Annotated in this window: 14 protein-coding genes; 11 read left to right on the top strand and 3 right to left on the bottom strand. The window is 46.8% G+C overall.

Going from position 1 to position 12,337, the window contains the following annotated elements; translation table 11 throughout:
• Positions 1-21 precede the first annotated feature (21 nt).
• From NA59_RS08155 to pnuC, 3 genes are all read left to right on the top strand, one after another.
• Complete coding sequence (locus tag NA59_RS08155) at positions 22-2,124, top strand: TonB-dependent receptor (protein WP_044410814.1); 2,103 nt, start codon at positions 22-24, stop codon at positions 2,122-2,124.
• A 181-nt stretch (positions 2,125-2,305) separates the two neighbouring features.
• Positions 2,306-2,554: a hypothetical protein gene (locus NA59_RS08150; RefSeq protein WP_044410809.1), complete on the top strand. Its 249-nt coding sequence runs from the start codon at positions 2,306-2,308 to the stop codon at positions 2,552-2,554.
• Positions 2,555-2,601: 47 nt separating this feature from the next.
• On the top strand, positions 2,602-3,231 hold the full coding sequence (gene pnuC, locus NA59_RS08145) for a nicotinamide riboside transporter PnuC (RefSeq protein ID WP_044410806.1): 630 nt from the start codon (positions 2,602-2,604) through the stop codon (positions 3,229-3,231).
• A gap of 58 nt (positions 3,232-3,289) precedes the next feature.
• Here the strand turns inward: pnuC and NA59_RS08140 are convergent, their stop codons facing one another.
• From NA59_RS08140 to NA59_RS08130, 3 genes are read right to left on the bottom strand one after another with little or no spacing between them, the layout of a single operon-like run.
• Entirely contained in the window at positions 3,290-4,234 is a 945-nt protein-coding gene (locus tag NA59_RS08140; RefSeq protein WP_157792577.1) for a hypothetical protein, read from the bottom strand.
• A gap of 58 nt (positions 4,235-4,292) precedes the next feature.
• Positions 4,293-4,499: a zinc-finger domain-containing protein gene (locus NA59_RS08135; protein WP_044410800.1), complete on the bottom strand. Its 207-nt coding sequence runs from the start codon at positions 4,497-4,499 to the stop codon at positions 4,293-4,295.
• A 40-nt stretch (positions 4,500-4,539) separates the two neighbouring features.
• Positions 4,540-5,466: a branched-chain amino acid transaminase gene (locus tag NA59_RS08130; RefSeq protein ID WP_044410797.1), complete on the bottom strand. Its 927-nt coding sequence runs from the start codon at positions 5,464-5,466 to the stop codon at positions 4,540-4,542.
• Between the two features lie 400 nt (positions 5,467-5,866).
• On the opposite strand from NA59_RS08130, the gene NA59_RS08125 reads away from it, so the two are divergent.
• From NA59_RS08125 to NA59_RS08090, 8 genes are all read left to right on the top strand, one after another.
• Complete coding sequence (locus tag NA59_RS08125) at positions 5,867-7,045, top strand: aspartate aminotransferase family protein (RefSeq protein ID WP_044410795.1); 1,179 nt, start codon at positions 5,867-5,869, stop codon at positions 7,043-7,045.
• Positions 7,046-7,065: 20 nt separating this feature from the next.
• Positions 7,066-7,971, top strand: coding sequence for an ornithine carbamoyltransferase (argF, locus tag NA59_RS08120; protein WP_044410792.1), 906 nt, complete (start codon positions 7,066-7,068; stop codon positions 7,969-7,971).
• A gap of 26 nt (positions 7,972-7,997) precedes the next feature.
• Complete coding sequence (gene rpiA / locus NA59_RS08115) at positions 7,998-8,660, top strand: ribose-5-phosphate isomerase RpiA (RefSeq protein ID WP_044410790.1); 663 nt, start codon at positions 7,998-8,000, stop codon at positions 8,658-8,660.
• Between the two features lie 123 nt (positions 8,661-8,783).
• Positions 8,784-9,281 (top strand): TlpA family protein disulfide reductase, encoded by a 498-nt coding sequence (locus tag NA59_RS08110; protein WP_044410788.1) that lies wholly within the window; start codon positions 8,784-8,786, stop codon positions 9,279-9,281.
• Between the two features lie 20 nt (positions 9,282-9,301).
• Entirely contained in the window at positions 9,302-9,715 is a 414-nt protein-coding gene (locus NA59_RS08105; RefSeq protein WP_044410786.1) for a rhodanese-like domain-containing protein, read from the top strand.
• A 10-nt stretch (positions 9,716-9,725) separates the two neighbouring features.
• Positions 9,726-10,346: a thiamine phosphate synthase gene (thiE, locus tag NA59_RS08100; protein ID WP_044410783.1), complete on the top strand. Its 621-nt coding sequence runs from the start codon at positions 9,726-9,728 to the stop codon at positions 10,344-10,346.
• A 37-nt stretch (positions 10,347-10,383) separates the two neighbouring features.
• Complete coding sequence (hemL, locus tag NA59_RS08095; RefSeq protein ID WP_044410780.1) at positions 10,384-11,664, top strand: glutamate-1-semialdehyde 2,1-aminomutase; 1,281 nt, start codon at positions 10,384-10,386, stop codon at positions 11,662-11,664.
• A gap of 347 nt (positions 11,665-12,011) precedes the next feature.
• Positions 12,012-12,337, top strand: a 326-nt coding sequence (locus NA59_RS08090; RefSeq protein ID WP_044410891.1) for an Rpn family recombination-promoting nuclease/putative transposase, incomplete at its 3' end; no start/stop codon positions are given.

The raw sequence follows: 12,337 nt of genomic DNA, 5'->3' as shown, positions 1-12,337 counted from the left end.
AATGGATTAAAAAGGATTACCATGAAATTCAAACCACTTGCTTTTGCCGTTATAAGTTTATCACCAGGCCTGGTTATCGCCTCCAGCCTTCAACCCATTATTGTCAATGCCGACTTACGCGCCAGCGAACAACAAGCGATTGCCGCTAGCGTCACCGTTATGGATGAAATGGCGTTACAAGATCGCGGCGCGATTCATTTTGATGATGTGTTGCTGCAAACCCCGAATGTCAACTACTCAGGCCAATCTTCACGCGCGCGGCATATTCAAATGCGCGGCATGGGTGAGCGTGATGAATACACCGGCGCACCGAATGCTAGCGTTGGTTTTGCGGTCGATGGCATCGATTTTAGTGGCATTGGCATGGTTGGACATTTATTTGATGTCAAGCAGGTTGAAGTATTGCGTGGCCCGCAAAGCACGCGCTATGGCGCCAGTGCGATAGCAGGCCTGGTGAACATCCAAACCAACGAGCCAACGCCTTATAATGAAAGCCTGATTGAAGCTACGCTGGGTTCGAACAACCTTAGCGAAATCGGTGTCGCCACCAGTGGCGCATTCAGCTCAACCGACAAAAGCCCGCAATATCGACTAAGCCTATTTAAACAGGATAGCGATGGGTTTCGTGACAATAAAACCTTAAACCGCAGCGATACCGATGGCCGCGATGAACTCAGCGCACGCGCCAAGTTACGTTGGTGGGCGGGCGAGTCAACCCAATTTGACCTCACGCTGATCCATGCCAATCTCAAAAACGGCTATGATCACTGGTCACGCGATAATAGTTTCACCACCCAATCAGACCAACCCGGTCAAGACAATCAAAAAACCAACGCCGCGGCGCTAAAAGTTCAGTACGAAGGTAACCCAAACTACACCCTCACCTCTACCACCAGCTTTGCGGACTCGGATATGGTCTATAGTTATGATATTGACTGGATTGCCGACCCTGCAAAAACAGTGGGTACCTATTACAACGACCAAACACGAAAAAACATCTCTCAAGACCTGCGTTGGACTTCGACAGAGCAATCTAAAATGGGGAACACGGATTGGTTAATTGGGCTATTTGCATCACGCTTAGAAGAAACCAATCAACGTATCGAACGTGCAGATTATAAAGTTTTTGGCGATATTTATAACAATGATGCGGACAGTGATTTCACACACAATAAATTCGCGATTTACGGTCAACTTGACCAAGCCATTAGCCAACAAAAAACCCTTATTTACAGCTTAAGAGTTGAGCACCAACAACAAAACTACCAACTCAATGCACGTAAATTTGGAACAGACACCAGTTTTGGTGGCGGTGATTTTGACTACCCGATGGCCGACGATTTCTCACCCTCTGAAACCCTATGGGGCGGTTCGATTCATTATCAACACCAATACAGTGAACGCCATCTGGCTTTTGCCGGCATTACACGTGGCTACAAGGCCGGCGGTTTTAATACCGGATTAAGCAGCCCGACTTTTGCCAAGTATAAAAATGAAACGCTTTATAACTATGAAATCGGTTTACGCTCGAATTATGGCGATATCAAAACGGCAACAACCCTATTCTTTATGGATCGGAAAAACCCACAATTTGATGGTTACAGCTATGAACCGGGTGGCTACGAATGGGTATTCTTTACCGAAAACCTTGATTCCGCCAAACATTACGGTTTAGAAACGGAAATTAATTGGCAGGTGGATAGTCGTTTGACTCTATTTACCCATTTAGGTCTATTAAAAACCGAAGTCAAAGGCACACCGATTAATAGCAGCTTTGAAATGTCAGGGCGTGGTGCGGCGCATGCGCCTAATTTCCAATACCTTATCGGTGGTCAATATCGTAGTGACCAGGGCTGGTTCTCTCGCTTAGAACTTCAGGGCATGGATGCGTTTTATTTCGACAATGTACATAATGAAAAATCCAGCGCCTATGCCTTGGTTAACGCCCGCTTAGGTTATGAAGCCGCCGATTGGGAAATTTATCTTTGGGGCAAAAACCTGACCGATGAGCGTTATGCAACCCGTGGCTATTTCTTTGATCACTTTGACGGCGATGGCGAACAACGCTATCTTAGCCTTGGCGATCCGCGCCAAATCGGTTTAACCGCACGGGTGCGGTTTTAACTAGCCACAGAAAAATCCCTGTCATTGCGAGGAGCGTAGCGACGCGGCAATCTCTCAAGGGCGTGCGCAGTCTGTAAGAGATTGCCACGGCCTTCGGCCTCGCAATGACCGCGATACGGGTTTGTTCGTAATGACGTTGCACAGGTCTTCACACAGTTTAATAAATTAAAAGGAAATCAAAATGAAGGTATCACTCGATATTAGTATGTACCCACTTGATCAGCATTTTGTTGAGCCGATTTTGGCGTTTATTGCACGGCTAGAGCAGCAACCAGGCCTGGTGATAAAGCGCAATAGTTTAAGCACTCAAGTGTTTGGCGACTTGCAGCACATCATGCAACTGATGACCGATGAAATCACAGAAGTATTTAATCAAAACCCCAATACGGTTTTTGTATTAAAATTGGTCGGACAAGATCGCTCAGATTAATTGCAATATCTAAACCACTTCAACTCGCCTAACAAAAGGATAGATTTATGGATGCCAGCTTTGCCGAACTCTTTCAACTTCAACTGCAATACTTTTCAATTTGGGAAGCCGTTGCGGTCGCGCTCGGATTGGCCTATGTATTTATGGCCGCCAAAGAAATTATCTGGGCTTGGCCGGCAGCCTTAGTCAGCACCGCGATTTACACGATGATTTTTTGGGAAGGCAACTTACCCATGCAATCGGCGTTGAACCTGTTTTATATGGGCATGGCGGTCTATGGCTGGATGCTCTGGCGTCCGCGCCCAGCCGATGCAACGCACACACCACTGAGTATTCATCGCTGGAATCTTGGCAAACATGCGTTATGGATAGGTTTGGGTGTGTTGTTGACCTTCAGCTTTGGCGGATTATTAACCCTGTTTAATGCCAGCCAAATGCCTTATTTGGATGCAGGCGTGATGGTATTTTCAATGATGACGACCTTTTTAATGGCGCGTAAGGTGCTGGAAAGCTGGTTTTATTGGATTATTATCAATACCTTTGCGGTCGCGCTTTATTGGCAAACCGGCTATCCCTTAACCGCGATGATGTTTGTCGCCTATATGTTTATGGCATGGTACGGCATGATTAACTGGCAATTACGCTGGCGCCAGCAGAATCAGGCCACCGCGAGTTAGTTGGGCTTGCAGGCCTAGCAGATGTAGGGTGGATAAGCAAAGCGCATCCACCTGGGTTTTAAACCACTTCAAAATTTTTAGGTGCCGATAACCAGGTATGTAGGTTATCCGCGCCTAACCAATTCAACCGAAACAAAATCAACCGAAACACATCACGCCACGCCTCAAGCTGGCTAAATAACGCTTCGCTATCAATCCCCTGCCCTGCCAAGTACGCCACATAATAATCGCGCCAAATGGTGGATTGTTCTGCATTCAACAACAACTCCAGCATCACCAAATGCAAGCTTGCCGGCGCCATCACCCAGGCATCCATATCCACCATACCTATCGGCATATCCTCTTGCCATTGCAATTGATCCCAACGAAAATCTAACATCACGGGCATGAGTGCTTTTATCGGGCAAGCAAGGGTCTTATCTACTGCATGAGCAACCAGGCCTGGTTGTAAATCGAGGGTTTGCACAAACGCGTGTGTTTTCTGCATCCAGTTCTCTGCCACTGCGGTTTCATTAACCGCAAGCCGGTGAAGCTGAGAAACCTGTTGCGCTAAAATCTTGAGTGCAGGGTCTGACAAGGTTTTTGGTGGTTGATTGTGCCCTGCTATCGCACGACTTAACACATAGCCATGCTGCTGGCTATCAGAGGGCGATACCGCCAAAAGAATCTGTGCGATTTGAAGCGGTGAAACCTGTTGCAACAAGAATGCCCAATCGGGTTGATACTGATAGCCCTGCGCCAAGTCATAGCCCAACCAAGCTTTAACGTCTTGCCAAAAAGCCTGCTGAGTTAAATTCTTACGCAACCATTTAAGATAATAGGTACCGGCATCAGTATCGAGTTTAACAAGTGAATGGGTGGAATCTGAAAAAGCACTATCTAACAACCAGGCCTGGTTGAGGTGTGTCCAAGGCAATAAGGCCGCATCAATCTGTAAAGACTGTTGAATAGCCGACCATTGTTGGGCAGAAAGCAATCTGGACGTTGAAAAAGTAGAAGACATAAAAAAAACAGCCGGAATCCGCTAGAAACGCGTTAACCGGCTGTTTTTGGTAAGCAACCTAGTGATGACCACCGCGATGCGGATTCCAATCTTTTAGCACATATTCCGTGCCGCAATAAGGACACTTGGCTTCACCGGTTTCTTCAATCGGCAAAAACACTTTTGGATGGGCATCCCATGCACTTTCCCCCGGCATCGGGCAGTACAAAGGTAAATCATCATAAGTTACTTCAACACGTCGCTGTGAACAGGATTGTGCAGTCATGGTCACTCCTCTTTTAATTTTTTAACCGGCTTTAACCGGCTTATTTTACCGGCGTTAACCAGCCTAAATGCGGCGCTGAACGACCGTGAACCACATCAAAATACAAACTTTGCAGTCTTTCGGTAATCGGACCACGCGAGCCTTCGCCAATTGGACGGTTATCTAATTCACGAATCGGCGTCACTTCAGCCGCCGTACCGGTAAAGAAGGCTTCATCGGCAATATACACTTCATCACGCGTAATGCGTTTTTCAATGACTTTATATCCCAACTCATTCGCCAGCTGGATCACCGTTTTGCGGGTAATGCCATCTAACGCCGCTGACAAGTCTGGCGTATAAATCACGCCATCTTTAATCATAAAGAAGTTCTCGCCACTGCCTTCGGCCACGAAGCCTTGCGGGTCAAGCAACAAGGCTTCGTCACAACCATGCGAAACCGCTTCTTGCAATGCCAACATCGAGTTCATATACGCGCCATTCGCTTTCGCTTTGGTCATGGTAATATTTGGGTGGTGACGGGTGTAAGACGAAGTAGCCACCTTAATCCCCCTCGTCAAATTTTCTTCACCCATATACGCGCCCCACTCCCAAGCCGCCACAATCACGTGGGTTTTTAAATTATCCGCACGCAAGCCCATGCCTTCTGAGCCGTAATACACCATCGGACGAAGGTAAGCTGATTTTAAATTATTTTCAGCCACCGCCGCACGTTGGGCTTCATTAATCGTTTGTTTGTCAAACGGCATCGGCATATTCATGATTTTAGCCGAATTAAACAAACGGTCGGTATGCGCCTCTAAGCGAAAAATTGACGTACCTTGCTCGGCGTCATAAGCACGCACGCCTTCGAATACGCCCATACCGTAATGCAGGGTATGTGTTAAAACATGGGTGTTGGCATCGCGCCAAGGCACCATTTTACCGTCCATCCAAATCAGGCCATCACGATCAGACATTGTTCGCATTCAAAGGCTCCCTAAAAAATTTGTTCATTAAATAAATTGACTATTTTATCCTAACCTAAGTCGCAATAACAGGTTTTGCGATAGGTTTATTAAAACGCGCAATTAACTTGAATTTATTCTCTATTCAGCTAAAATCAATCTTTGTTCTACGAAATAGCTAAAACTAGGAGCCTGTCGGACTAAACCGGTCGAAGCGAAAAAAAGTCTGGTTTGAGTCAGTTTTTGTTCAATTCCGAGGAGAATAGCTAGCTATTTGACGAGGAAGTGGGCAAAAAATGGCCAAATCCAGCTTTTTTGCAGCCGATTGGCTTTAGTCCGACAGGCTCCTAGTCCTTAGCTTGTTGCTTCCATAGTGGGATTGAACCTTGGGTTTAAATCCGAACTTTTTTTAGAGGTCAAAATGTCAGCCAGTTTAATGAATACCTATGCACGTTTGCCAATTACCTTTGTCGAAGGTGAAGGCGCAACACTTTATGATGAGCAAGGTCGCGCTTATTTAGATGCGGTTAGCGGTATAGCTGTCTGCAGCCTCGGGCATGCGCATCCTGAAATAGCACATGCTTTATGTGAGCAAAGCAAAAAACTCATTCATACCTCTAACCTTTATCACGTTGTTAACCAACAACTGTTGGCCGATGAACTTATTCGTTTATCTGGCATGGATAAAGTGTTTTTCGGCAACTCTGGCGCCGAAGCTAATGAAGGCGCGATTAAAATTGCGCGTAAATACGGCAACGACCAAGGCAAAACCAACCCTGAAATTTTGGTGATGGAAAATAGTTTTCATGGACGCACCATGGCGACACTCAGTGCTACCGGTAGCCAAAAAGTGCAAGAAGGCTTTCATCCGCTCGTGTCCGGTTTTGTGCGTGTTCCGTTTGATGACATCGCCGCCGTTGAACAAAAAATTGCCTCCCACCCAAATTTAGTTGCGATATTGGTTGAGCCAGTTCAAGGCGAAGGTGGTGTGCATGTCCCTAAAGACGGTTATTTGAAAGCACTTAGAGCACTATGCGACCAACACAACCTGCTACTGATGATTGATGAAATCCAAACCGGTGTTGGACGCACAGGCAAATGGTTTGCGTTTCAACACGAAGACATTTTGCCAGACGTTTTATCTTTGGCCAAAGCGCTGGGCAATGGTGTGCCAATCGGTGCTTGTTTAGCGCGTGGCAAAGCGGCTGAGGTGTTGGCACCGGGTAACCACGGCACTACATTTGGTGGCAATCCGCTGGCTTGCGCGGCAGGCTTGGCGGTAATAAAAACCATTGAACACCATAATTTTATTGACTATGTAGCCAAACAGGGTGAAATCATGATTAGTGATTTCAAAGCGCGTCTTGCCGGTATTGAGCAGGTCAAGCAAGTACGCGGAAAAGGCTATATGATCGGCATTCAGCTAGATCGCCCTTGTGGTGAACTGGTGAAACGCGCCCTAGACAAAAACCTACTAATCAATGTAACACGTGGTGACACTATTCGCCTGCTTCCGCCTTTTGTGATGTCACATACACAGCAAGAGCAATTGGTCAGCGGTGTTTGTGAACTGATTAATGAATTTTTAACCGATATTTAACTAAATAACTTATTTTTAACATGACAAACCAACATTTTTTAACCCTCAAAAGCCTCAGCACAGAGCAACTCAACCAACTACTTCAACGTGGAATTGAGTTAAAAGCGATGCAAAAAGCTGGCGAGATTTACGAGCCACTCAAAAACCAAACGCTGGCGATGATTTTTGAAAAAGCATCCACGCGCACGCGAATTTCTTTTGAAGTCGGTATGACTCAACTCGGCGGTCACGCGCTGTTTCTTTCACCGCGTGACACCCAGCTTGGGCGTGGCGAGCCGATTGAAGATAGCGCAAGAGTGATTTCAAGCATGGTTGATGGCATTATGGTGCGCACCTTTGAACACAGTATTGTTGAAACCATGGCTGAATTTTCAAGTGTGCCCGTGATAAACGCCTTGACCGACGACTTCCACCCCTGCCAACTTTTAGCCGATATGCAAACCTATTATGAACACCGCGGCTCGATTCAGGGTAAAACCGTGGTATGGATTGGCGATGGCAACAATATGTGCCAATCTTATATCAATGCCGCCCAGCTGTATGATTTTAAACTACGTGTCGCCTGCCCGAAAGGATTTGAGCCGCGCGCAGACCTGGTTGAAATGGCGAAGGATCGAGTTGAGATTATTCGTGATCCGATGCAAGCCGCTGATAAGGCAGATTTAATTGTCACCGACGTATGGGCCAGCATGGGACAAGAGGACGAACAGCGTCTGCGTAAACAAGCGCTATCTCACTATCGCGTTAGCCAACCCTTGATGGAACAGGCCAACCCTGATGCACTATTTATGCATTGCTTACCCGCTCATCGCGGCGAAGAAGTGACCGCCGAGGTGATTGATGGCTCGCAAAGCGTGGTGTGGGATGAAGCTGAAAACCGTTTACATGCTCAAAAAGCCTTACTTGAATTCTTAATGAAAAGATAAATGTAAAGATAAAAAAGGAAAAAACTATGACACAAGATGAATTAAAACAACTCGTTGCCAAAGCCGCTATTGAATATGTAGTGCCTGAAACGATTATTGGTGTGGGCACAGGTTCAACGGCTAACTTTTTTATTGATGAATTAGCCAAAATTAAACACACTATTGAGGGCACTGTGGCCAGTTCTGAAGCCTCGGCCGCGCGCCTACGTGGTCACGGCATCCCCGTTTTAGACCTCAATAGTGTCAGCGAAATTTCGGTTTATATTGACGGCGCAGATGAGGCGGACCCAGGTTTGCACTTGGTTAAAGGCGGCGGCGGTGCCTTAACCCGTGAAAAAATCGTGTTAGCCGTAGCGGACAAATTTGTGTGTATTGCCGATGAAAGTAAAAAAGTCGCGGTATTAGGTAAATTCCCATTACCAATTGAGGTCATTCCAATGGCACGCAGCTATGTAGCGCGTGAAATCGTTAAGCGTTTTGGTGGCGAACCCGTTTTGCGTGATGGCTTTACCACCGATAACGGTAACATTATCCTAGACGTTCACGGTTTACAAATTAGCGATCCGGTCGCGATAGAAACCGAAATCAACCAAATAGTCGGTGTCGTGACCAATGGCTTATTCGCCTGCCGTAAAGCCGATGTGTTTTTATGTGGCGGAAAAAACGGCGTAGAAACGCTAAAAGCCTAGTTGCGATCAATTTCTGAGTTCTTACTAAAAGCGCAAGAACTCAGTGACATCCCCATTTTTTAACACTTCGGATTCACATTTTTCTATATATTAATTTTTTCACGATCATTGTCTGGAGCAAACATGAAAAGCCTATCTACCAAACTCTTTGCAGGCCTAGTTGCCGTCCTTGTGGGTGCATTAGTTTACTTTTCAATTTCTGGGGGCGAAAAAGCACCTAACGTTCAAGTCACACTCGATTCAGGCGAGCAAATTAATTTGACCCTGCCCAAAAAACCCATCCTCGTTAACTTCTGGGCGACCTCTTGCCCGAGCTGTGTAGCCAAGATGCCGGATATGGCTAAACTCAAACAAGAATTTGGTGACCGCTTTGAAATAGTGGCGATATCAATGGACTATGACCCTAAAAACCAAGTTGACGCTTTTATCCGCGCCAACCCCTACCCGTTTAATTTTATACAAGATACCGATGGCGCCTACAGCCAAGCCTTTGGAAATATCCGCCTCACCCCAACCACCTTCTTAATTGCTCCTAACGGCAATATTGTGTACCGTAAAATTGGTGACAGTGATTTTGAATTCTTAGCTCAACGTATTAACCAACTCAGCCCACAGTTCTAGGGCAATTCTAGGAGACCGTCATGAAAAAACTTCTACTTGCCTGCGTAACCAGTTTTGCGCTTGTCACCTCTGCATCGGCGATTGATCGTGATGACATGATGATGGCTTTACAAGACTATATGGAAATGGCGGCTTTTGGTGACGGCGTCATCATGGCCGCCAACTTGGCTGAAATCAAAGATGAGGTAGTATTGGTCGATACACGCCAACCGCAGGACTTCGCCAACAATCCAATTCCCGGTGCGATAAACATTGATTGGCGCTTTGTACTCGCTGAACTTGATAAGTTGCCTGAAGATAAAATGATTGTCTTGTATTGCGATACAGGGATTCTATCGTCAAAAGCCCATATGGCTTTGCGTTTAGTCGGTTATCAGCAGGTGCGTGTACTTTTCAACGGCCTTGCTGGCTGGCAGCAACATATTAATCAATAACAAATATTAAATGAAGATAACCGGTCTTTATGCTATAACCGACCCCAACCTATCACCAGGCCTGGTTGTTGTTGAGCATGTGCGCCAAGCCTTATTAGGCGGCGCACGGATAATTCAATATCGCGATAAAACCTCACCGTTTGAACAACAGGTGGCGCTAGCTAAACAGCTTAAAAACCTATGTCACAACAACCAGGCCTGGTTGATTATTAACGATTCGATTGAACTGGCGTTAGCCTGCCAAGCAGATGGACTTCATCTTGGCAAGGATGACACTAGTTTGATGCAAGCCCGCAAAGCCTTAGGTGAACAGGCCATCATTGGCATATCCTGCTACAATGACCTAGAACGCGCCCAGCAAATGCAAGCCTTAGGCGCCAACTATGTAGCCTTTGGTCGTTTCTACCCCTCTCTCACCAAACCCAATGCCCCACAGGCCGAACTCAATACACTATGCCAAGCCAAACAAACCCTTGATATCCCGATTGTCGCCATCGGCGGTATTAGCCAACACAATGGCGCCGCATTGATTCAAGCGGGCGCTGACAGTCTAGCCGTTATTCAAGCTGTGTTTGCTCAAGACGATATCTACCAAGCCGCCACTGACATCAGCGCATTATTCAAGGTATAATCGCTTGTTAACCATTAACCCATAAAAAGGATACGCTATGTCTCGTTCTCATGATCTGTTTATCGCCGCGCAAAAACACATTCCTGGCGGAGTCAACTCGCCCGTTCGTGCATTTAAGGGTGTTGGCGGTGATCCGATATTTTTTAAATCTGCCCATGGCGCTTATTTAACCGATGAAGACGACAAAAAGTACATAGACTATGTTGGATCATGGGGACCTGCGATTTTAGGTCACGCACATCCTGAAGTGATTCAGGCGGTTCAACGCCAAGCCGAGCATGGCTTAAGTTTTGGCGCGCCAACCGTGATGGAAACCACCATGGCCGATTTAGTATGCGAACTGATCCCTTCGTTTGATATGGTGCGCATGGTCAGCTCGGGCACCGAAGCCACCATGACCGCGATTCGTTTAGCCCGCGGCTATACCGGTCGTGACAAGATCGTTAAATTCGAAGGCTGCTACCACGGTCACTCTGATTCCTTGCTAGTCAAAGCCGGTTCAGGCGCATTGACCCTGGGCGTACCCTCCTCACCTGGTGTACCTGCCGCCTTGGCCTCTGAAACCCTAACGCTCACCCATAACGATGCCGACGAAGTGCGTCAAGTATTCAGCGAAATCGGTGATCAAATCGCCTGTATTATCGTAGAGCCGGTAGCCGGCAATATGAACTGCATTCCACCTGAGCCAGGCTTTTTAGAAGCCTTACGTGAAGTGTGTGATCAACACGGCGCGGTCTTGATTTTTGATGAAGTGATGTGTGGTTTCCGCGTCGGCCTACAGGGTGCGCAAGGCCGTTATGGGGTTACTCCCGACATCACCACCTTTGGCAAGGTGATTGGTGGGGGTATGCCTGTCGGTGCATTTGGTGGCAAAAAAGAGATTATGAGTCATATCGCCCCCCTCGGCCCGGTTTATCAAGCAGGCACACTATCGGGTAATCCTATCGCGATGGCGGCGGGCTTAATGACGCTAAATCTACTCAAATCCCCCGCGTTTTTTGAACACCTAGAACAAAAAACCAAGCGTTTAGTCGATGGTTTGCAGGCGGTGGCCGATGAAGCAGGCATCCCTTTTACCACCAACCAAGTAGGCGGTATGTTTGGTTTCTTCTTCACGGAAGAAAAGAATATTACCCGCTTTGCGCAGGTAGCACGAGGCGATATGGCGCGTTTCCGCAAGTTCTATCACGGCATGCTGAACGAAGGCGTTTATCTGGCGCCATCCGCATTTGAAGCGGGCTTTATCTCTGCCGCCCATTCAAATGCCGATATAGATCAAACCATTGAAGCCGCACGCATTGTGATGGCGAGTTTATAATCTGCTAACACTGTAATTGTCTAATAACCCGGCTAAGGTGATAGCAAGGCCGAACGCTTTTCCGACTTTCTCAGATGGAGCCGTGTAAGGCTTGTCCACCATGATTAACCTCGTTCCCACGCTGTGCGTGGGAATGCAGACCGATTTAACCTATGAAACAGCGCTTAAACCCAAGTCCAAGGCCCTCCCACGTTCAACGTCAACGTGGGAGCGAGACCTGATTGTAAGCTGTTGATTTATTATTTACTTTAGATGCGTTTGCTCTGGGATACTAACTCAATCTCTAAGGTCAGCCTATGCATTATGCTAAAATAACGCCAGTAAATGAATAGTGTGAAAAAAAACAAATGACCAATACCACCGATTCAAAGTTCCACGACACCGGCTATAAGGAATTATTCTCTTACCCGGAAATGGTGCAAGCGCTGATTGAAGGCTTTTTTCCCGAAGAGATGGCTCAGCTGGTGGATTTTGATAGCCTAACCCCACAACCGGGTAATTATGTCACGCCGCTGTTTGATGAAAAGATAGAAGATGTGGTCTGGTCAATTGATGTAAATATTGAGGGGAAATGTCAACCCATATTCTTGTACTTACTAATGGAGTTTCAATCTGGGGTGGATTATGCCATGCCTCTGCGATTTATGCATTATGTCGCGGGTTTTTACTCCAC

Origin of the sequence: Thiomicrospira microaerophila (genome assembly GCF_000934765.1) — a bacterium.
GTDB classification, from domain to species: Bacteria; Pseudomonadota; Gammaproteobacteria; order Thiomicrospirales; family Thiomicrospiraceae; genus Thiomicrospira; species Thiomicrospira microaerophila.
The sequence above is the reverse complement of the archived record's forward strand: the minus strand, read 5'-3'. Positions and strand labels throughout refer to the sequence as shown.

Bases quoted from the DNA above. Each gene is read 5' to 3' on its own strand.
- NA59_RS08135 (WP_044410800.1), bottom strand. From the start codon at position 4,499: ATGACTGCACAATCCTGTTCACAGCGACGTGTTGAAGTAACTTATGAT.
- rpiA (WP_044410790.1), top strand. From the start codon at position 7,998: ATGACACAAGATGAATTAAAACAACTCGTTGCCAAAGCCGCTATTGAA.
- NA59_RS08110 (WP_044410788.1), top strand. From the start codon at position 8,784: ATGAAAAGCCTATCTACCAAACTCTTTGCAGGCCTAGTTGCCGTCCTT.
- hemL (WP_044410780.1), top strand. From the start codon at position 10,384: ATGTCTCGTTCTCATGATCTGTTTATCGCCGCGCAAAAACACATTCCT.
- NA59_RS08125 (WP_044410795.1), top strand. From the start codon at position 5,867: ATGTCAGCCAGTTTAATGAATACCTATGCACGTTTGCCAATTACCTTT.
- NA59_RS08155 (WP_044410814.1), top strand. From the start codon at position 22: ATGAAATTCAAACCACTTGCTTTTGCCGTTATAAGTTTATCACCAGGC.
- NA59_RS08105 (WP_044410786.1), top strand. From the start codon at position 9,302: ATGAAAAAACTTCTACTTGCCTGCGTAACCAGTTTTGCGCTTGTCACC.
- argF (WP_044410792.1), top strand. From the start codon at position 7,066: ATGACAAACCAACATTTTTTAACCCTCAAAAGCCTCAGCACAGAGCAA.
- NA59_RS08140 (WP_157792577.1), bottom strand. From the start codon at position 4,234: ATGTCTTCTACTTTTTCAACGTCCAGATTGCTTTCTGCCCAACAATGG.
- NA59_RS08130 (WP_044410797.1), bottom strand. From the start codon at position 5,466: ATGCGAACAATGTCTGATCGTGATGGCCTGATTTGGATGGACGGTAAA.
- pnuC (WP_044410806.1), top strand. From the start codon at position 2,602: ATGGATGCCAGCTTTGCCGAACTCTTTCAACTTCAACTGCAATACTTT.
- NA59_RS08150 (WP_044410809.1), top strand. From the start codon at position 2,306: ATGAAGGTATCACTCGATATTAGTATGTACCCACTTGATCAGCATTTT.
- thiE (WP_044410783.1), top strand. From the start codon at position 9,726: ATGAAGATAACCGGTCTTTATGCTATAACCGACCCCAACCTATCACCA.